Origin of the sequence: Halomarina pelagica, from assembly GCF_024228315.1 — an archaeon.
GTDB lineage: Archaea > Halobacteriota > Halobacteria > Halobacteriales > Haloarculaceae > Halomarina > Halomarina pelagica.
The window spans coordinates 2112173-2129994 of the sequence record NZ_CP100454.1 but is presented as its reverse complement, the minus strand read 5'-3'; the positions used below and the strand labels follow the sequence as shown (position 1 = coordinate 2129994).

Here is a 17822-nt window from a genome sequence, read left to right as displayed (position 1 = left end):
ACGCGACGAATCCCCCGAGCGAAGCGAGGGGGTGAGGCGCGGTTTTGATCCAGCTTTTGCCAGGGAGCGAGCGAAGCGAGCGACCGCAGCAAAAGGTGGTGGTCTAGACGGAGACGAGGCCGAGCGTCTGTGCGGCCGTGAAACAGAGGAACGAGAGCCCCGCCGCGACCGCCGGCGAGAGCATCCACGTCGCGACGACGTGGCGCGTCGTCTCCTCGCTGAAGAGGTCGCTCACCTCGTCGGCAGAGGTCGAGCCGCCGTCGGCGTGCGGGCGTTCGACCAGCCCGAGGCCCTCGGCCAGTTCGGTGTGACGCGTCGCGCGGCCCCAGCCCAGCCCGATGACGCACGTGATCGCCGTGATCGCCAGGCTCGCCGGGATCCCGGCCCAGCTGAGGAGCGTGATGATCGTCGCCGCGACGACCTCGACGACGAGCGCCCCCTCCAGCGAGAGGACGGTGATCTCGTTGCCGACGGTCTCCATCGTCCGGGGGCCGATGAGGAACGCGCCGATCGCCATCGCGCCGGCCCCGAGCAGTATCCCGGGGCCCATCGGCAGGACGCCCGCGCCGACGAGCGGGGCGATCGCGTTCGCGACGTTCGAGGCCCCGGCGGAGAAGCCCATGTAACAGGCGATCGCGATCACGAGCGCCTTTCCGGCGCGCGATCGCGAGCCGTCGGCGAGGTCGAGCCGACCCTCGATGCGGTGATAGAGGTAGCGGCCGACGACGGCCGAGAGCCAGAACGCGACGACGGGCGAGACGAGCCACCAGGTGACGACGACGCCGACCGTCTCCCAGTTGAGCACGCCGAACGCCGCGCCCATCCCGGCGACCGCGCCCACGGCCGTCTCGCTCGTGCTGACCGACACCTCGCGGAGGTTCCCGAGGAGGATGCCGAGCCCCGTGAACAGGAGGACGCCGATCGCCGCCGGGAGCGTGAAGTACGCCTCCGGAACGAAGCCGTGGCCGAGCGTCTGGACGACGTGACGACCGACGAGCAGGCCGCCCGCCAGGACGGAGACCGACATGAGCGCGGCCGCCGCCCGGGTGGAGAGCACGCCGCTCCCCACCGACGGCCCGAACGACTCCCCGATCGACGACCCGCCGGTGTTGATCCCCGCGAACACGGCGACGAGCAGGCCGACGCCGAGCAGGGGACCGATCATCGGCGGTGCACCTCCTCGAAGTCGCTGGCGAACACTGTCATAACGCTAGCGTGTCCCTCAGCTCAGAACAAAAAAGTTCGGGTGGTAGGATTTTTGTACAATCCAAAACAATGCTTTCGTGGCTTCGTAGTGGGTTTAGATAACTTACAGGGATACGTGGGCGAGCGATGTGCGTCGCTCCCCGACCGGTCGTTCCCCGCTGGGTATCAGTGATCGGTGGGAGTCCCTTACTGGAGGGCAACGCGCGTAGCGAGCGTTACGCTCCGTCGCGGGCGGCCTCCGCGCTCACGACCCTTCCCCACCACGCCCGGTGATCGGCGGCCCAGCGGTAGAGGCGTTCCCGGAGACGGGCGTACCCCGGGACGCGCCGGAGGACGGCGAACGCTCTCCCGAGTGCAGGGTGGACCCTGCCGAGGGTTCGCTCGACGGACGCGCCGCAGGAGTAGGTCTCCCCGTCCGCGAGGAGGTGGGCGCACCGCTTGTAGTCGGCGGGCAGGCGCGCCCGCAGGTCGTCGGACAGTTCGGAGAACCCGATCGGTCGCACGTCGCTGTGACGGGCCGCCCAGCGAGCGGACCACGTGCAGAAGCCGCAGTCGTCGTCGTAGACGAGCAGGGGCGGGTCGTCCATGGCGCTCCTACGGCGTCGGAGGCAAAGAAGCCTCAGGCGAGGAGCGTCGCGAGGCCCACCGCCCCGCCCAGCGCGATGAGCCGCACGGCGCTCACCCCGCGAGCGAACAGCACCGTCGACAGCGCGACGAGGGCGGCGGCGACGGGATCGACCGCGAGGTCGGGGAAGGGCGTCCCCTCCGGGGCGAACAGCGCCTCCGCCGCGAGGGGGACGGTCGCGCCGAGGATGGCCCCCACGACGGCGGCGTTGACGCCCGTGAGGGCGACCCGGATACGGTCGTCCTCCCGGATCCGGGCGACGTAGGGGAACAGCCCCACGACGAAGACGAACGAGGGGAGGAACGCGCCGACGGCGGCGACGAGCGCGCCCAGCGCGCCCCACGCGACGCTCCCGCCGTAGGTCTCGTACATGAGTTCGTACCCGACGAAGGCGGTCGTCATGACCACCGGGCCGGGGGTGAGCTGGCCGATGGCGATCCCGTCGACGAACGTCGCGCCGGTCATCCAGCCGAACTCGCTCACGACGTACTTCTCGATGAACGGGACGAGCACCAGCCCGCCGCCGTAGATGAACGACCCGGTGTAGACCATGAACAGGAAGAGCTTCACCCACGTGTTCGCCCAGAGCGCACCCGCCAGACCGCCGAGCGCGCCGGTCACGCCGAGCGTGCGGCCCAGTCCGGCGAGCGCGGCGGCCACGGCGTCCCGCCGGTCGTACGCGATGGCGAGGACGCCTACGGTCGCGAAACCGACGGCGAGCCGTCCGGCGTTCGCGCGCACCCAGTCGGGGCGGTAGATCCCGACGCCGACGAGGCCCGCGACGACGAACAGCAGGAGCGGGTTGGGGTTCAGCGCGGCGGTGGCGACCAGCGCGGCGACGAGGAGGGCGAGGAGCTTCAGGTCGACCGCCCAGTCGCGTCCGCCGAAGGCGAACCGGAGGTCGTCGTCGCCCTCCGCGAGCGCCGTGTGTGCCATCGAGTACGTCGCGCCGACGATCAACCCGATGACGACGGGGTTGATGCCGTAGAACAGCGCCCCGACCGCCGGGAGGCCCCCGTAGGCGAAGTAGAGGTACGAGAGCGCGAGGACGACGAGGAACGTGGGGAGCATGAACGCCGTCCCCGCGACGAGCGCGCCGGGCGTGCCCGCCCGCACCCAGCCCATGAAGATCCCGAGCTGGGTGGAAGCCGGTCCCGGAAGCGTGTTGCAGATGGCGAGCCCCTCCACGAACGTCCGCTCGTCGGTCCACTCGCGCGATCCCTGGCCGACGAGTTCGTCCTCCATCATCGCGATGTGGACGAGTGGGCCGCCGAAGCCGACGAGCCCGATCTTCAGGAAGAACAGGGCGACCTCGAGCAGGCGGTCGGGCGAGGGCGTCCCTCCGTCCTCGGATCCGGTCGCCGTCGCGGTCTCGGCCTCGGCCATCGCCGACTACTCGGCGGGCGATGCGCAAAGCCGTTCGCCCCGGCGTTCCCTCGCGCCGGGGGCTACTTCCCCGTCCTCAGGTGAACCGGCCCGTCTCGGCCCCGCAGCCCTCACACAGCGTCACGAGCGCGGAGCGGTCGTCGGTCGGTTCGATGCGCTGGGGGGTGCGGTCGCCGCAGTCGGCGCACTCTCTGAGGATCTCCGTCTCGCCGGACTCCGCGGGCGCGCCGATCGCCAGCGCGACGACGCGCTCGTCGCCCCGGTTCCACCCCTGCTGGTACTCGCCCGGCGCGAAGCGGACCGCCTCGCCCGCCTCGACGGGCAGTTCGCCGTCCGCCGTCTCGAACGCGACCGTTCCCCGCTGGACGTAGAACACCTCCTCCTGGTCGGCGTGGCGGTGGTAGCCGAACGCGAAGCTCTCGCCGGGGGCGAGTTCGAAGTAGTTGATCGCCACGTCCTCCGTCCCGAGTTCGCGCCCGAGCGGTCGCTTCACGTCCGCCGGACCCATCCACCCGTCCACGTCGTCGATGCGCACCTTCTCCATGCGCGCTCCGTCGGAGTGGGTCCTGATAGCTCTGCTCATCGACTCGGACCGCGTGTGGTTTACGCGAGAGCCGTGAATCGCCGCCATGTCCATCGACCCGGACTTCGCCGAGAGCCGCGAGCGAACACCCGTCGCGGAGACCGACCTCGACCTCGACGCCGACTACGACGTGTGGGGCCGCGTCGAACCGCCCGAGGCGCTGGGCATCCACGGGACGCACGTCGCCGTCGACTTCGACGTCTGCACCGGCGAGGGACCGTGTCTGGAGAACTGCCCGGTCGACGTCTTCGAGTGGGTGGAGACGCCGGGACACCCCGCGAGCGAGGAGAAGGCCGCGCCCGTCGACGAGGCGCAGTGTATCGACTGTATGCTCTGCGTGGATATCTGTCCGGTGGACGCCATCGACGTCGACGGGAGTCGGGCCTGAGCGCCGGGCGCGATCAGTCGAATCGATCCATCTCGAGTTCGCTCCTGAGGTCGTCGAGCCACCCCTCCTCCTGCAGTTCGTCGAGGCGCTCGCGGAAGTGTATCTGACAGAGTCCGACCGTCACGCCGCCGCGCTCGACGGCGATGTCCGCCTCGTCGCTGCAGTAGTGACACTGCATACGTCCGCTCCGTGCCCGAGGCTACTGAACCCTGCGCTACCGGCTCAATCGGACGCGGTCGCGAAACAGTCGGTACTCCTCGCGGTCCAGCCCCGCCCGCCCCAGCGTCCGGTCGTGGGCGTCGCTCCCCCCGGTGACGACGAGACCGTGTTCGTCGATCGCCCGCTCGACGGGCCGCAGGTCGACCTCGCGGCCGTACGGGTAGCGGTACTCGACGCCGTCGAGTTCCGCGGTCAGCGCGAGCGCCGACCCGGGGTCGTCGTACCGCAGCGGGTGCGCGAGGCTCACCAGCCCGCAGGCGTCGTCGAGCAGCGCCGCCCCGCGCTCGAACGACGGGACGTCCCGCGGGACGTAGCACGGCCCGCCGTCGCCGATCAGGTGGTCGAACGCGCCCTGGGCGTCGTACGGCGCGTCGCTCTCGGCGATGGCGCGCGCGACGTGCGGCCGCCCCACGCCCGGTTCGAACGACACGTCGAGCGAGACGCCCGTCTCGGCCTCGACGCGCTCTACGATCCGCCGGGCGCGCTCGATCCGATCGCGCTGGAGTCGCTCCAGTTCGTCCGCGAGCGCGTCGGTGCGGCGCGCGCCGTAGCCGAGGAGGTCCACCCTCCCGGCGTCGCTCTCGACGCGCAGTTCGACGCCGTGGACGAGCGTGACGCCCCCGACGTGCGCCACCGGCGTCCGCAGGTCGGGGTGGAGCCGGTCGTGGTCGGTGATCCCGACGACGCGGACGCCCGCCTCGCGCGCCGCGGGCGGGACCTCCGCCAGCGTCAGCGTCCCGTCGGAGTTCGTCGTGTGCACGTGCAGGTCGGCGACGACCATCGACGACCGTAGGCGACCGGGGCATGTAAGTTCCTTATATTTGGGTTAGGGATCTATAGTGAACGTTTATGATGGATTCGCGGCTGCGTTGGGGTATGCGTCTGTTCAACGACGCGGACGAGAAGCTCGACGCGCACAGCTATCCGGCGACCACGGAGGACCTCGTCGAGGCCTACGGCGACCTCGAACTCGACCTGCCGAACGGCTCGGAGACGGTCGGCGAGGCGCTCCGGAGCGTGCCCGGCGAGGTCTTCTCGGACGCCGACGACGCGCGCTACGCGCTCTACAGCGGCGTCTCCAGCAAGGCGATCGGGCGGAAGTTCTACTCCGACCGCGACCCGTACGCGGTCGGCGAGTTCGGGCCGGAGCAGGTGTCGTTCTAGACCTTCACCGTTTTTCCGGGGGAGTACGCGGGGCGTATCGCTCGCGCTCGTGGTCCCGATCTCGTGACGAACGCGAGGAGCGGCCGCTCCGCGTACGTCTCGAAGGGAGGAGAGGACGAGCGGGCGATACGGGACGCAGCGGCCGTCGATCGATCACGTTCACTTTCGCTCCGCTTCGTGGGAAGGTTTTAATCCGAACGGGCGCAATCGTCGGCAAATGGCGCTCGCGGAGGATACCGACATCATCGACTCGTTCGAGGAGTTCTATCGGACGTACTACCGCAACGAGATCGGTGAACTCGCGCGTAAGTATCCCAACGATCAGCGCTCGCTCTACATCTCCTGGACCGACCTCTACCGGTTCGACCCGGAACTCGCCGAACAGTACCGCAATCAGCCGGGGCAGCTCCAGGAGTACGCGGAGGAGGCCCTCCGGCTCTACGACCTGCCGGTCGACGTGAGCCTCGGGCAGGCGCACGTCCGCATCCGCGACCTCGATCGGACGACGGACATCCGGGCGATCCGCGCGCGCCACCGCGGCCAGCTCATCAGCGTGCAGGGGATCGTCCGCAAGGCCACCGACGTTCGCCCGAAGATCCAGCAGGCCGCCTTCGAGTGCCAGCGCTGCGGGACGCTCACCCGCATCCCCCAGACGGGCGGCGACTTCCAGGAGCCCCACGAGTGTCAGGGCTGTGAGCGACAGGGACCGTTCCGCATCAACTTCGACCAGTCGGAGTTCGTCGACGCACAGAAGCTCCGCGTCCAGGAGTCCCCCGAGGGACTGCGCGGCGGCGAGACCCCGCAGAACATCGACGTCCACGTCGAGGACGACGTCACCGGCCGGGTGACCGCCGGCGACCACGTGAAGGTCACCGGCATCCTCCGGCTCGACCAGCAGGAGTCCGGCCAGAAGAAGTCCGCGATGTTCGACATCTTCATGGACGGCATCTCGATCGAGATCGAGGACGAGCAGTTCGAGGAGATGGACATCACCGACGAGGAGAAACGCGAGATCGTCAACCTCTCCAACGAGTCGAGCATCTACGAGCAGATGGTCGGCTCGCTCGCCCCCTCCATCTGGGGTTACGAGGAGGAGAAGCTCGCGATCGTCCTCCAGCTCTTCTCGGGGGTGACGAAGCACCTCCCCGACGGCTCCCGGATCCGCGGCGACTTCCACATGCTCCTGATCGGGGACCCCGGGACCGGGAAGTCGGCGCTGCTGCAGTACGTCCGAAACATCGCGCCGCGATCGGTGTACACCTCGGGGAAGGGGAGTTCCGCGGCCGGGCTGACCGCCGCCGCCGTGCGCGACGACTTCGGCGAGGGGCAGCAGTGGTCGCTCGAGGCCGGCGCGCTCGTGCTGGCCGATCAGGGAATCGCCGCGATCGACGAACTCGACAAGATGCGGTGCGTGACGGGCGACACGCTCGTCCACCTCGGGGACGGACGCGTGACGCGCATCCGCGAAGTGGCGCGCGAGGCCGCCCGCTCCGGGACGATCGAGGAACTCCCGAACGGGCGAACGATCCGCGACGTGGACGCGGAGGCGTGGACGATGACCGACGACGGGCGGCTCGTCAGGCGACCGGTCACCGCGGTCCACGCATACGACGCACCCGACGACCTCGTCGAGGTGACGCTCGAATCCGGCGAGGCCGTCACGGCGACGTCCGACCACCCGTTCTTCGTGTTCGACGGCGGCGAGCGCGTCGAGAAGGCCGCGGCCGAACTCGGTCACGACGACTGGGTGTACGTACCGCGGCGGCTCCCGCATCCGGCCACCGACGGCGGTACGGTCGCCGACGCGGGTACCGTCGAAGCCGACACGAAGGCCCTCGACGCCGCGTGCGAGCGGGTGGGCGGGGACCGGACGATCCTCGACGTCGTCCCAGCGTGCGGCGACCTGCTCTCGGACCTCCGCGACTCCCTCCGGCTCTACCAGTCCGAGTGCGGATTGAACGACGCGACGTACTGCAACTTCGAGAACGGGGACGCGAACGTCTCGCTCCGGCTGGGTCGAACGGTCCTCGACGCGTTCGAGGCGCGGCGGCGGGACGCCGCGGCCGACGCGGAGGCGCTGTCCGAGGACGATCGCTGGGAGACGCTCTCGCAGGTGAAGGAGAGGTACCACGTCTCACAGCTCGAACTCGCGAGCGGGACGTCGTACAGCCAGTCGCAGGTGTCTCAACGGTGGGGTGACGACGACGACCTCCGCGAGACTGTTCGACGACAGCTCCGCGAGGTCGTCGCGGCCGTCGCCGACACCGACCTCGCGCCGTTTCGCGATCTGGTCCGCGGCGACGTGAAGTGGCGGCGGGTCGCGAGCGTCGAACCCGTCGCGCCGGGGACGACCGACGACCGTACCCGACTGCTACGCGGCGAGTTGGCCGACCTCCTCGGCTGTACGCCGGCGGACGCGGTATCGTCCGCCGAACGCCTGCTCGCGGAGGAGCCGACGGCGTCGTCCTGGGACGAGCTTCGAGCTGAACTCGACCGGCACGGCGTCTCGTTCGAGGATCTCGCCGACGACCTCGGCGTCGCCGGTTCGACGGTCTCGCGCTGGTTCGACGGGGTCGTCGAGACCGATCGCTTCCCGGAGGTCAGAGCGACCGCGCGCGCCGAGTTCGAGGCAGTCAGGACGCGAGCCCGCGCGCTCCTCGACGAACTGGAGGCTCGCGGCCGGCCGAAGGTGTACGACCTCACGGTCGAGGGGACGCACAACTTCGTGGCGAACGGGATGGTCGTCCACAACTCGGAGGATCGCTCGGCCATGCACGAAGCGCTTGAACAACAAAGTATTAGCATAAGCAAGGCCGGAATTAACGCGACGCTCAAGTCCCGGTGTGCGCTCCTCGGCGCGGCCAACCCGAAGTACGGGCGCTTCGACGAGTACGAGTCCATCGGCGAGCAGATCGAACTCGAACCCGCGCTCATCTCGCGGTTCGACCTCATCTTCACCATCACCGACAAGCCCGACCCGGATCGGGACCGCGACCTCGCAAAGCACATCCTCACGACGAACTACGCGGGCGAACTCCACACCCACCGCACGGAGGCGAACGCCTCGAACGTCACGCAGGACGAGGTCGACACCGTCACCGAGGGGGTCGAGCCGGCCATCGACGCCGACCTGCTGCGGAAGTACATCGCCTACGCGAAGCGCACCTGCTTCCCGGTGATGACCGAGGAGGCGCGCGAGGAGATCGAGGAGTTCTACGTCGACCTCCGCTCGCAGGGGGCCGACGGCGACGCGCCCGTCCCCGTCACCGCGCGCAAGCTGGAGGGGCTGGTCCGCCTCGCGGAGGCCTCCGCGCGCGTCCGCCTCTCCGACAGCGTCGACCGGGAGGACGCCCAGCGCGTCATCGACATCGTGCGCTCCTCGCTGGAGGACATCGGCATGGACCCCGAGACGGGCGAGTTCGACGCGGACATCGTCGAGACGGGCACCTCGAAGACCCAGCGCGATCGCATCCGCGACATCAAGGGCATCATCGGCGAGGTCGAGGGCGAGTACGACGAGGGCGCGCCCGTCGAGGAGGTGCTCGACCGCGCCGAGGCGGTCGGCATCGAGCGCTCCAAGGCCGAACACGAGATCGAGAAGCTACGCCGCCAGGGCGACGTCTACGAGCCACAGACCGACTACCTCCGGACGGTCTGACCGCCCGTCTCGTGCGTCTCGTACCGAAGACGTGACGCGGTGCGCGCCGAAGGCCTATGCGCGTTCGGCCCCTACCCGCGGGCATGATCACGCGCGTCGTGCTCTCGCACCCGGAGGACCTGAGCGCGTGGGGGCGCATGCAGATCGAGACGAAGCCCTTCCGGGCGTGGCTCAGGCGCACCCACGGGACGTTCGAGGAGGGCGAGCGCTTCGAGGAGTTCTGTGACGTCGGCTGCTGCGGGAGTTCCCACGACATCGCGTTCGTCGTCGAGGCGGTCGAGGGGGAGGGCGAGGTGACGCGGGAGACGGAGATCGCGTACGTCGAGCGCCCGGAGTGCGACCTGTCGGGCGGCTGGCGCGCGCAGAGCCGGGCGGGACCGGAGCCGGGGACGGACTGAGTCGACCGGTACGCCCGAGCGGGAGACTTATGCCCCGCGCTCGATCACGACCAGTCGAATGGATCGGATCTCCGCGCTGCGCAACATCGAGGACGCGCTGAGCGACTTCGAGGCGGGCGAGTGCGACCTCGCCACGGCCGAGCGGCGCGTCCGCGGCGTCCTGCGCACCTACGCCACGTCGTTCGCGGAACAGGACGCCTACCGCGCCAGCGGCGATCCGCCGATCGACGGCCTCGTCGTCGTGGCGACCTCGCCGAAGGAGGCGCGCGAGCGCCTGCGCGCGCTCGTCGACGACCCCGGCCCGTTCGACGTCGAGCGCGTCGAGTGACCGACAGTCACGAAAATCGTACTGTTTATCGTATAGAGGTGTTCCAGTTCACCCAGTGCTACTGGTCATCGCCTACTCGCGGGCCGCCCGCGGGAGCCTCAGGAACGTCCATCGGACCCACGAGGGGAGCGTCGTCAGGCGGTTCGGTCGGGTCGCGCTGTTCGAGGCGACGGAACTCGGCGCGTTCCTCGCGCTCCGCCTGCGCGAGAAGCACCCCGGCGAGGTGCAGATCTCGCGCGTCGAGCCGTTCAACGAGTTCAGCGCCGTCCCCGAGCGCGTTCGCGAGGCCGCCCGCGCCTACGAGCGCCGGGAGAACCCCAACGTCCCCTACGCGACGTTCGCGGCGGGGACCGACCACCCTGCGCCCGAGGAGCTAGCCGACCGGGAGCTGGCCGACCGGGAGCTGTGACGACGCGACGATGAGGGTCCACCTGCCGTCCGCGACGCTGACCGGGGACGCGATCGACCTCCGGGGGAGCGGACTCGCCGTCGGGCGCGTCGCGCGAGCGGTCCGGGAGGCCGACGGCTTCGTCGAGTGTCCGCCGCCGGGGGCGCTCCACGAACGGGCGGGCGTCGTCCGCCGGGACGCGACGCTCAGGGTGCGAACGGCGCTGGCGCTTGCCGCCCGGTCGCGGGGGTTCCTCGCCCCGCAGGACGAGGAGCGCGACCGCGCCCGACGGCGACTGGCCGAACTCGACGCCGCACGGGTCGAGCGGGTTGACGCCAGCGACGCACGGCGTCGAGTCGCGGCGGCCGACGCCGACGTGGCCCGGTTGCGCGAGCGGTGTGCGACCCTCCAGGGTCGGATACAGGCGCTCCGAGAGGCGGACGACGAGGCGGGGGCGGAGGCGGCGCGGGCCGATCTCGCCGAGGCCGCGCGGGCGCTCTCCGAGCGGGAGACGGCGCGCGAGGCGGCCGCGCAGGAACTCGACGCGCTCGCGGAGCGCCAGCGCGCCGTCCGCGACGCCCGCGACGAGCGTCGGCGACTCGCCGACCGCGTCGCGAACCTCGACCGGGCGGCGCGGCGGCACCTGGTCGAGCGCGTGACCGACGAGTACCGCGCGGCGGTCGCCGACGCGCCCGGAGCGACGGCGGCCGCGTCCGATCCGTTCGCCGCGGACGGCGTCACGGCGACCCTCGCGGTGCTCCGCGTGGGGACCGTCCGGGCACCGGTCGTGCTCGCGTGCGACCGCTTCGAGAGCGCGACGGCGGCCGCCGAGTGGCTCGACGCGCCCGTCCTCCGCCTGTAGTTTATCCCGGAAGACGCGGCAAGCGTCCGCATGGACAGCGAGTGGTCACAGTGTCGCCGAAACGGGGTGACGTTCGTCTCGGTCGTCCTCCGGAGCGACCGCCGACGGCGGGTTCGACTGACGAGCGCGCTCGCGCCGATCTGGCCGCCCCGCCGCCGTGGCGTGCCCGAAGCGGGGTGGACGGACGATGGATACGAGGGGGTCGTGGACGGGATCCTGTCGCTCGGCTTCGCTACACCCGCCCCGCCGACGGACGGCGCGCCGGTGGACGTCGAACCGTTACCGATCGTCGAGGAGCCACCGACGTTCGACCGCCCCGGATGGGCACCGGCGGTCGAGGCGACCCCCGACGGCGTCGTCCGGGCGCTCGGCGATCCCCGGCCGCCGCGAGCGGCCGTGCCGGTTCCCGAACGAAGGAGCGAGGGCGGGCGAGTGGACGAACGCGAGCGGAGCGCGGGGAGCGAGCGAGAGGCGACCGACGAGCGCGAGGGAGACGACGGCTCGGTGCGCGCGGCGACGGCGGCGCTCCCCACCGTCGAGGCGCGGATCGAGGCGGCCGAGGAACTCGCCGCCGTGGAGACGCTGGACGACGCGACGGCGGCGCTGGAGCGCGTCGGCGGACTGGCCGGCGCGCGTGCGCTTCGGTCCGCGCTCGAAGACGACCGGGAGGCGCTGGCGCGGCTGGAGGCGCGCGTCGCCGACCTGCGCGGGCGGGCGGCGCTCGACCTCCCGATCGAGACGCTGGAGCGCGTCGCGTGATCCTCGCCGTCACCGGCGGAAAGGGCGGCGTCGGGAAGACGACCGTCGCGTACAACCTCGGGCGGGCGCTCGACGCGGTCGTCGTGGACGCCGATCTCGGGATGGCAGACCTCCCCGCCGCCCGCGGGCCGGACCTCCACGACGTGCTGGCGGGGCGGGCGGATCCCGTCGAGGCCGTGCGCGAGGACGGGCCGGTGTCGATCCTCCCCTGCGGTCGGACGCTCGCCGGCGCGCGGGCGGCGGACCCGCGCGCCCTCTCGACTGCGCTCGCGGCGGTCGCCGAGGCGTACGGTCGGTGCGTCGTCGACTGCCCCGCGGGGCTGGGGAGCGACGTGGGGATGGCGTTGCTCGCGGCGGAGGCGTCCGTGATCGTGACGACGCCGTCGGCGGTCGCGCTGGCCGACGCCGTCCGGGTGCGCGTCCTCGCGCGGGAACTCGACGCGGGGCTCGCCGCCGTCGCGCTCAATCGGGCGGGCGAGCACCCGGCCGCGGATCGGGTCGAGCAGCTCTTCGGCGCGCCGGTGACGACGATCCCCGAGTCCGCCGCCGTCGCGCGAGCGACGGCCCACGGCGTGCCGGTCACGTCGCTCGACGGACGGGCGGCGGAGCCGTTCGAGGAACTGGGCGCGGTCGTTCAGTCGTCGGTCAGGTCGTAGTACGTCGATCGGAGCGTGACGGGGGTGACGTCGGCGACGGCCGCGACGCGGCGCTGGGTGATCGCGTGGTCGACCTCGTCGGCCGCCGTGTAGAGGCACGCCGCGGCGACGCCCGCCGGGTTACGCCCCGAGACGAGCCCGCGCTCCGCCGCCTCCCCGGCGAGGTCGCGAGCGCGGCGCTCGACGGCGGCGGGGAGGTCGAGTTCCGTCGCGAAGCGCGCGAGGTACTCGCGAGGGTCGATCGGACCGGTGGGGAGCCCGAGTTCGCGGTTCAGCGCGTCGTAGGCCGCCTTCAGTTCCGCCCGAGTCGCCTTGGCGTGCGCGACGACCTCCGCCACGGTGCGCGAGATGGCGTCGGCGCGACAGGTCGCGTACACCGCCGCCGCGGCGAACCCCTCGATGGAGCGTCCCCGGAGGAGGTCCTCGTTCTGCGCGGACTCGAAGAGGACGCACGCGCGGTCGCGGACGTGGTCGGGAAGCTGGAGCGCGCCGATGAGCCGGCGGATCTCGGTGAAGGCGTAGACGCGGTTTCGTTCCGTCTTCGAGCCGATCTTCGCGCGGTTGTGGTGGCGACGCATCCGGGCGACGCGACGGCGCTTCCGGCCCTTGAGTCGCGTCGCGTAGCCGATCTCCGTCGAGAGACCGCGATCGTGACGCGAACGGGTCAGCGGCGCGCCCGTGCGCCTGGGATCCGCCTCGTCCGCGGCGAACGAACGCCACTCGGGGCCGCGGTCGATCGCGTCCTCGCTCACGACGAGGCCACAACTGCCGCAGATCGTCTCGGTCCGCTCGCGGTGCAGGCGACCGTCGCACTCGGGGCAACACCGTGCTGATGCCGAACTCATACAGGTGGAACTTGTCCCGACACCACCTTTAAAGAAGAGCGACAGGTCGGAAAACGAGATCGTGATCGAGGGGCCCAGGTACCGGTTACCGGTACCTCTGGCGGTCGGCAGTCCTCAAACCATTATGAAACTACTACCTCACATTTAAGTCAGATTACGAGATAGTGTCTGATATGGGATTATCCGACATCGCCGCCGGGTTGGAGGTGACGACCGAGCAGCGCGAGCGCGGGATCGCGACCGTCGACGCGACCGAGACGGCCCTCGACGAGCGACTCGCCGCGTTCTCGGCGGAGCTACCGTGTTCCCCCGAAGCCGCGGCGGCGGTAGTCGAGACCTACGCGGAGGGGGCGAGCGTCGGCGCGAGCGCCGCCACGGCCGACCTGCCGGCGATGACCGGCGCGAAGGTGTTGCACCTGCTCGGCGAGCACGTCTCGCCGCTCGGACCGACGGGCCGCGACCTGGTGCGCGACTGGCTGGACGCGCGACTCTCGCGCGCCGACGCCCTCGCGCTCTCGGGGGCGAGCGAGTCCGCGTTCGCGCTCGCCGTCTACGTCGAGACGCACGATCCGATCTCCGGCGCGAGCGAGGCGCTGGAGGGCGTGCTCGCCCCCGACGGGGACGCGGCGGTCGCCAAGCGAGACCTCCTCGCCGAGACGATGGACGACGGGTTCGACTGCCGCTAGCGTCGGAGCGACCGCAACCGTTCGCGCACCCCGCCCCGCTCGACCGCCACCTCGACGCGCACGCCGAAGAGCGTCGAGACCGCCGCGGCGACGCCGGCGGCGAACGGACCGTCCTCGGTATCACAGACCGGCACGGCCGCCGGATCGACGACGGACGACTCCGGAACGACGGCGTCGGCGTCGGGCGCGGCGTCGAGCCGCTCGGTCCGATTCACGACGACCGCGTCGGCCTCGACCGCGAGGTCCGCGAGGCGGTCGCGCGCCCGCACCAGCGAGTCGCGACCGCGCTGTCCGGACGGGGCGACGAGTACCGTCGACTCGCAGGCCGAGACCGCCGCGACCGCCTGGTTCGCCGCGACCGGCGGCGTGTCGACGAGGACGTGGTCGAAGCGGTCGCCCGCCTCCTCGATACGCGCCTCGAACCGCCGGGCGGCCTCGGGCGTCTTCGCGCGGGCCAGCCGTTCGAACGGCGCGCGGGCGGGACAGGCCGCGAGACGGCCCGCGGCGTCGGGCGCGAGGTCGACCAGGCCGGCCTCCAGCGGCGCGTCGGGGTCGAGCGTCAGTTCGGTCACGTCCGCCTCGGGACGGACCGGGCAGTGATCGGCGAGCCCCTGCGTGGCGTACGCCGCGTCGATGACGGCGACGTCGTGGCCGCCGCGGGCGAGCAGCGCACCGAACTCCAGCGCGAGACGGGTCGTCCCCGCGCCGCCGGTGGCACCGACGAGGCTGTAACTGTTCATACAGTATATCGGGACAGTCTCGTATAAAAATATCAGGTAGGCGAGCGACGGCGGCTACGCCCGTTCCCCGATCGCCGCGGCGATGTCGTCCAGTTCCCCGTCGCTCAGGTCGGGGCTGCTCCCCGCGACGGCGTGGATGGGGCCGCCGCCGTCGCCCTCGAACCGGGGGACGACGTGGCCGTGGACGTGGGGCACCTCCTGGCCGGCCGCCGCGCCGTCGTTGAACCCGACGGTGGTGGCGTCGGCGTCGACCGCGTCCTCGACGGCCGACACGAGGTCGTAGAGGACCGCGAAGAGGTCCGCCGCGAGGTCGCCGGGGAGGTCGTCGAGCCGCTCGTGGTGGGCCTTCGGGACGACGAGCGTGTGCCCCGGCGCGAGTGGGTTCGCGTCGAGGAAGGCGAGGATCGAGTCGTCCTCGTACACCGTGCGGCTCGGGAGGTCGCCGTCGACGATGCGACAGAAGATGCAGTCGGTCATGGGCGGGCGGTCGTCCGGCGGCGGGAAAAGCCTCCCGGTGACTCCGACCGGGGGGCCGGCGCGCCGGGGCGGTGAACCTTTTTGTCTCGACCCGCGAAACCGTGAGACATCATGCCAATCGAGTTCGTCAGGGACGTACAGCGGGCGTCCTTCTACAGTCCGCTCGAGGACTTCGCCCCGGTCGAGGTCGAGGTCGAGGTGCGAGAGGACCCGCTGACCGGGCGACAGGCGCGGATCGTCCCCGAGAGCTTCGTCCACCCCGGGGAGTTCGACATCGAGGAGGTCGTGCGCGACGACGAGAACTGCTTCTTCTGCCCGGGGACGGTCGAGGAGGTCACCCCGAAGTACCCCGACTGGGTGGGCGAGGAGCGGGTGACGGAGGGCGAGGCGACCTCCTTCCCGAACCTCAACCCCTACGGCGCGCACTCGAACGTCGTCGCCCTCACGGAGGACCACTACCGGCCGATCGACGGGTTCACGCCCGAGGTGTTCGAGGACGGACTCCGCGCCGCGCTCCGGTACGTGACGGCCGTCCGCGACCACGAGGACGCCCCGCACGCGAGCGTGAACATGAACTTCCTCCGACCGGCGGGCAGCAGCATCATCCACCCGCACCTCCAGACGCTCGTCGACGACCGGGGGACGAACGTCCAGCGCGAGCTGCGCGAGGCCGACCGCGCCTACCGCGAGGAGCACGGCGCGGACTACTGGGCGGACCTCACCGACGAGGAGCGCGACGGCGAGCGGTTCGTCGCCGAGACGAGCGGCGTCTCGTGGCTCGCGCCGTTCGCCCCGCGCCACCACCGCCACCTGGTCGGCGTCGCGACCGGGGCGGAGGGCGTCCCGGCCCCCGAGAGCGACCTCCTCGCCGACCTCGCGTCGGGGATCGCGAGCGTCCTCTCGTACTACGGCGACGCCGGGCTGAACAGCTTCAACTTCGCGCTCTTCCTCGACGAGGGAGCGACGCCCGTGTTCGACGTCGTCGCGCGGTCGGTGTTCGACCGGTACTACTGGAGCGACTCGCCGTTCTTCACGGTGCTGCACGACGAGGGCGTGGTGGACGTCGCCCCCGAGACGTACGCGGCGGAGGCGCGGGGGCACTTCTGATGCGCGTCTCCGTCCTCGGGTCCGACCTCGTCCTCGACGAGCGGTCCCTCGACGCCGACCCCGACGAGGTCCGCGAGCAGGTCAGGGAGTACGAGCGCGGCGAGCGCCGGTCGTTCGACCTCCCTATCCGGTTCCCCGACACGTTCACCGGGCGGGTCATGCGCGCCATGGCGGCGATCCCCTACGGCGAGACGCGCACCTACGGCGACCTCGCCGCCGACCTCGACACCGCCCCCGTCGCCGTCGGCGGGGCGTGCGGGCGCAACCCCGTCCCGCTGGTCGTCCCCTGCCACCGGGTGGTCGGCAGCGACGGCGACCTGCGCGGGTTCTCGGCCGCCGACGGGGTCGCGTGCAAGCGCCGCCTGCTCGACTTCGAGGCCGAGCGCGCATGACGGGAGGGGGTCGATCCGGCGGCGCGGCGGGGGACGACGTCCCCGACGACGCGACCCGGGACGATCCCGGCGACGCTGACCGTGACGACCGCTTCAGCGACGTCACGGACGCCCACGTCCACCTGATGCCCGAGCGCCTCATGGCGGCCATCCGGAGCGCCCTGCACGACGAGGCGGGCTGGTCGTTCCCGGACTCGGCCGCCCAGGCGGACGTGGAGCGCGCGCTGCGGGCGCAGGGCGTCGCGCGCTACGTGGCGCTCCCCTACGCCCACAAGCCGGGCATCGCGCGGGAGCTGAACGCGTGGCTGCTCGAGCGGGCTGGCGCGTCGGAGATGGCGATCCCGTTCGCGACGGTCCACGCCGACGACGAGGTGCGGGCGGTCGTCCGCGACGCCTTCGAAGGGGGCGCGCGGGGCCTGAAGTTCCAGTGTCCCGTCCAGGGCTGCGCGCCGGACGACCCGCGGCTGGACCCCGCCTACGAACTCGCCGCCGAGTACGACCGCCCGATCGTCTTCCACGCGGGCACCGCGCCGATGTTCGAGGACAGCCCCCACGTCGGCCTCGACCGCTTCCGGGCGTTCGTCGACTCCTACCCCGAGGTACGGGCCTGCTGCGCCCACATGGGCACCTACGAGCACGAGGGCTTTCTCGACCTGGCCCGCGAGCGCGAGTCCGTGTTCCTCGACACCTGCGTGGCGATGGCGTCCACCGCGCCCGACCTGCTGGACTTCGACCCCGCCTCGATCCCGGACGCCGCTTTCGAGGACCTCGCCGGCCGGATCATGTACGGCTCCGACTACCCGAACGTCCCCTACGCTTACGAGCGCGAACGCGAGCACCTGCTGTCCCGGGACCTGTCCGACGGGGCCTTCGACGCGCTCCTCCGGGGCGCGGCGGCGCGCTTTCTCGGGGAGCGGTAGCTCCTCCGACGACCTGTATGCCCCCCGGCCGATCC

22 protein-coding genes are annotated in these 17822 nt (G+C 71.4%); 13 read left to right on the top strand and 9 right to left on the bottom strand.

All coding sequences use genetic code 11. The features are described from left to right. Positions 1-103: 103 nt before the first annotated feature. The 4 genes from NKI68_RS11040 to NKI68_RS11025 form a co-directional block, all read right to left on the bottom strand. Entirely contained in the window at positions 104-1165 is a 1062-nt protein-coding gene (locus NKI68_RS11040; RefSeq protein ID WP_254543111.1) for an inorganic phosphate transporter, read from the bottom strand. Between the two features lie 256 nt (positions 1166-1421). After that, on the bottom strand, positions 1422-1793 hold the full coding sequence (locus NKI68_RS11035) for a thiol-disulfide oxidoreductase DCC family protein (protein WP_254543110.1): 372 nt from the start codon (positions 1791-1793) through the stop codon (positions 1422-1424). A 32-nt stretch (positions 1794-1825) separates the two neighbouring features. Beyond that, the gene (chrA, locus tag NKI68_RS11030) at positions 1826-3217 is read right to left on the bottom strand and encodes a chromate efflux transporter (protein ID WP_254543109.1); all 1392 of its coding nucleotides are present in this window, start codon (positions 3215-3217) and stop codon (positions 1826-1828) included. A gap of 76 nt (positions 3218-3293) precedes the next feature. Beyond that, positions 3294-3761: a cupin domain-containing protein gene (locus NKI68_RS11025; protein ID WP_254546422.1), complete on the bottom strand. Its 468-nt coding sequence runs from the start codon at positions 3759-3761 to the stop codon at positions 3294-3296. A gap of 85 nt (positions 3762-3846) precedes the next feature. Between NKI68_RS11025 and NKI68_RS11020 the strand changes: the two genes are divergently transcribed. Next, positions 3847-4188, top strand: coding sequence for a ferredoxin family protein (locus NKI68_RS11020; RefSeq protein WP_254543108.1), 342 nt, complete (start codon positions 3847-3849; stop codon positions 4186-4188). Between the two features lie 13 nt (positions 4189-4201). Here NKI68_RS11020 and NKI68_RS11015 read toward each other — a convergent pair whose 3' ends face one another. Then, positions 4202-4366 carry a DUF6757 family protein gene (locus tag NKI68_RS11015; RefSeq protein ID WP_254543107.1) on the bottom strand — a complete coding sequence of 55 codons (165 nt, stop codon included), beginning with the start codon at positions 4364-4366 and terminating at the stop codon, positions 4202-4204. Positions 4367-4402: 36 nt separating this feature from the next. Beyond that, positions 4403-5188 (bottom strand): PHP domain-containing protein, encoded by a 786-nt coding sequence (locus tag NKI68_RS11010; RefSeq protein WP_254543106.1) that lies wholly within the window; start codon positions 5186-5188, stop codon positions 4403-4405. A 95-nt stretch (positions 5189-5283) separates the two neighbouring features. Between NKI68_RS11010 and NKI68_RS11005 the strand changes: the two genes are divergently transcribed. From NKI68_RS11005 to NKI68_RS10970, 8 genes are all read left to right on the top strand, one after another. After that, complete coding sequence (locus NKI68_RS11005; RefSeq protein WP_254543105.1) at positions 5284-5571, top strand: DUF5789 family protein; 288 nt, start codon at positions 5284-5286, stop codon at positions 5569-5571. A 217-nt stretch (positions 5572-5788) separates the two neighbouring features. Beyond that, positions 5789-9229, top strand: a complete 3441-nt coding sequence (locus NKI68_RS11000; protein WP_254543104.1) for an XRE family transcriptional regulator — start codon at positions 5789-5791, stop codon at positions 9227-9229. 83 nt (positions 9230-9312) lie between these two features. Further along, positions 9313-9627 (top strand): DUF7968 family protein, encoded by a 315-nt coding sequence (locus NKI68_RS10995; RefSeq protein ID WP_254543103.1) that lies wholly within the window; start codon positions 9313-9315, stop codon positions 9625-9627. A 58-nt stretch (positions 9628-9685) separates the two neighbouring features. Next, positions 9686-9955, top strand: a complete 270-nt coding sequence (locus tag NKI68_RS10990; RefSeq protein WP_254543102.1) for a DUF7854 family protein — start codon at positions 9686-9688, stop codon at positions 9953-9955. A gap of 55 nt (positions 9956-10010) precedes the next feature. Further along, positions 10011-10364 (top strand): DUF7855 family protein, encoded by a 354-nt coding sequence (locus NKI68_RS10985; RefSeq protein ID WP_254543101.1) that lies wholly within the window; start codon positions 10011-10013, stop codon positions 10362-10364. A gap of 10 nt (positions 10365-10374) precedes the next feature. Then, complete coding sequence (locus NKI68_RS10980) at positions 10375-11205, top strand: DUF7856 family protein (protein ID WP_254543100.1); 831 nt, start codon at positions 10375-10377, stop codon at positions 11203-11205. A 30-nt stretch (positions 11206-11235) separates the two neighbouring features. Beyond that, entirely contained in the window at positions 11236-11964 is a 729-nt protein-coding gene (locus NKI68_RS10975) for a DUF7857 domain-containing protein (protein ID WP_254543099.1), read from the top strand. Continuing rightward, positions 11961-12620, top strand: coding sequence for a nucleotide-binding protein (locus tag NKI68_RS10970; protein ID WP_254543098.1), 660 nt, complete (start codon positions 11961-11963; stop codon positions 12618-12620). Before NKI68_RS10975 ends, NKI68_RS10970 begins: the two co-directional genes overlap by 4 nt. Here NKI68_RS10970 and NKI68_RS10965 read toward each other — a convergent pair. Then, complete coding sequence (locus NKI68_RS10965; protein ID WP_254543097.1) at positions 12599-13465, bottom strand: transcription initiation factor IIB; 867 nt, start codon at positions 13463-13465, stop codon at positions 12599-12601. The genes NKI68_RS10970 and NKI68_RS10965 overlap by 22 nt on opposite strands. Before the next feature lie 173 nt (positions 13466-13638). On the opposite strand from NKI68_RS10965, the gene NKI68_RS10960 reads away from it, so the two are divergent. After that, complete coding sequence (locus tag NKI68_RS10960) at positions 13639-14151, top strand: DUF7858 family protein (RefSeq protein WP_254543096.1); 513 nt, start codon at positions 13639-13641, stop codon at positions 14149-14151. Here the strand turns inward: NKI68_RS10960 and NKI68_RS10955 are convergent. Together NKI68_RS10955 and NKI68_RS10950 are read right to left on the bottom strand one after the other, a co-directional pair. Next, the gene (locus NKI68_RS10955) at positions 14148-14891 is read right to left on the bottom strand and encodes a P-loop NTPase family protein (protein WP_254543095.1); all 744 of its coding nucleotides are present in this window, start codon (positions 14889-14891) and stop codon (positions 14148-14150) included. The genes NKI68_RS10960 and NKI68_RS10955 overlap by 4 nt on opposite strands. Positions 14892-14945: 54 nt before the next feature. Then, positions 14946-15368 carry an HIT family protein gene (locus NKI68_RS10950; protein WP_254543094.1) on the bottom strand — a complete coding sequence of 141 codons (423 nt, stop codon included), beginning with the start codon at positions 15366-15368 and terminating at the stop codon, positions 14946-14948. 111 nt (positions 15369-15479) lie between these two features. On the opposite strand from NKI68_RS10950, the gene NKI68_RS10945 reads away from it, so the two are divergent. From NKI68_RS10945 to NKI68_RS10935, 3 genes are read left to right on the top strand one after another with little or no spacing between them, the layout of a single operon-like run. Continuing rightward, a complete protein-coding gene (locus NKI68_RS10945; protein ID WP_254543093.1) occupies positions 15480-16475 on the top strand; it encodes a hypothetical protein in 996 nt (331 codons plus the stop codon). After that, positions 16475-16867 carry a methylated-DNA--[protein]-cysteine S-methyltransferase gene (locus NKI68_RS10940; RefSeq protein ID WP_254543092.1) on the top strand — a complete coding sequence of 131 codons (393 nt, stop codon included), beginning with the start codon at positions 16475-16477 and terminating at the stop codon, positions 16865-16867. Before NKI68_RS10945 ends, NKI68_RS10940 begins: the two co-directional genes overlap by 1 nt. Continuing rightward, positions 16864-17787: an amidohydrolase family protein gene (locus NKI68_RS10935; protein WP_254543091.1), complete on the top strand. Its 924-nt coding sequence runs from the start codon at positions 16864-16866 to the stop codon at positions 17785-17787. The genes NKI68_RS10940 and NKI68_RS10935 overlap by 4 nt, the downstream gene beginning before the upstream one ends. The last annotated feature ends 35 nt before the right edge of the window (positions 17788-17822 follow it).

Excerpts from the sequence above, each read along its gene's own strand:
- NKI68_RS11040 (WP_254543111.1), bottom strand. The coding sequence starts at position 1,165 with ATGATCGGTCCCCTGCTCGGCGTCGGCCTGCTCGTCGCCGTGTTCGCG.
- NKI68_RS11035 (WP_254543110.1), bottom strand. The coding sequence starts at position 1,793 with ATGGACGACCCGCCCCTGCTCGTCTACGACGACGACTGCGGCTTCTGC.
- chrA (WP_254543109.1), bottom strand. The coding sequence starts at position 3,217 with ATGGCCGAGGCCGAGACCGCGACGGCGACCGGATCCGAGGACGGAGGG.
- NKI68_RS11025 (WP_254546422.1), bottom strand. The coding sequence starts at position 3,761 with ATGGAGAAGGTGCGCATCGACGACGTGGACGGGTGGATGGGTCCGGCG.
- NKI68_RS11020 (WP_254543108.1), top strand. The coding sequence starts at position 3,847 with ATGTCCATCGACCCGGACTTCGCCGAGAGCCGCGAGCGAACACCCGTC.
- NKI68_RS11015 (WP_254543107.1), bottom strand. The coding sequence starts at position 4,366 with ATGCAGTGTCACTACTGCAGCGACGAGGCGGACATCGCCGTCGAGCGC.
- NKI68_RS11010 (WP_254543106.1), bottom strand. The coding sequence starts at position 5,188 with ATGGTCGTCGCCGACCTGCACGTGCACACGACGAACTCCGACGGGACG.
- NKI68_RS11005 (WP_254543105.1), top strand. The coding sequence starts at position 5,284 with ATGCGTCTGTTCAACGACGCGGACGAGAAGCTCGACGCGCACAGCTAT.
- NKI68_RS11000 (WP_254543104.1), top strand. The coding sequence starts at position 5,789 with ATGGCGCTCGCGGAGGATACCGACATCATCGACTCGTTCGAGGAGTTC.
- NKI68_RS10995 (WP_254543103.1), top strand. The coding sequence starts at position 9,313 with ATGATCACGCGCGTCGTGCTCTCGCACCCGGAGGACCTGAGCGCGTGG.
- NKI68_RS10990 (WP_254543102.1), top strand. The coding sequence starts at position 9,686 with ATGGATCGGATCTCCGCGCTGCGCAACATCGAGGACGCGCTGAGCGAC.
- NKI68_RS10980 (WP_254543100.1), top strand. The coding sequence starts at position 10,375 with ATGAGGGTCCACCTGCCGTCCGCGACGCTGACCGGGGACGCGATCGAC.
- NKI68_RS10975 (WP_254543099.1), top strand. The coding sequence starts at position 11,236 with ATGGACAGCGAGTGGTCACAGTGTCGCCGAAACGGGGTGACGTTCGTC.
- NKI68_RS10965 (WP_254543097.1), bottom strand. The coding sequence starts at position 13,465 with ATGAGTTCGGCATCAGCACGGTGTTGCCCCGAGTGCGACGGTCGCCTG.
- NKI68_RS10960 (WP_254543096.1), top strand. The coding sequence starts at position 13,639 with ATGGGATTATCCGACATCGCCGCCGGGTTGGAGGTGACGACCGAGCAG.
- NKI68_RS10955 (WP_254543095.1), bottom strand. The coding sequence starts at position 14,891 with ATGAACAGTTACAGCCTCGTCGGTGCCACCGGCGGCGCGGGGACGACC.
- NKI68_RS10950 (WP_254543094.1), bottom strand. The coding sequence starts at position 15,368 with ATGACCGACTGCATCTTCTGTCGCATCGTCGACGGCGACCTCCCGAGC.
- NKI68_RS10945 (WP_254543093.1), top strand. The coding sequence starts at position 15,480 with ATGCCAATCGAGTTCGTCAGGGACGTACAGCGGGCGTCCTTCTACAGT.
- NKI68_RS10940 (WP_254543092.1), top strand. The coding sequence starts at position 16,475 with ATGCGCGTCTCCGTCCTCGGGTCCGACCTCGTCCTCGACGAGCGGTCC.
- NKI68_RS10935 (WP_254543091.1), top strand. The coding sequence starts at position 16,864 with ATGACGGGAGGGGGTCGATCCGGCGGCGCGGCGGGGGACGACGTCCCC.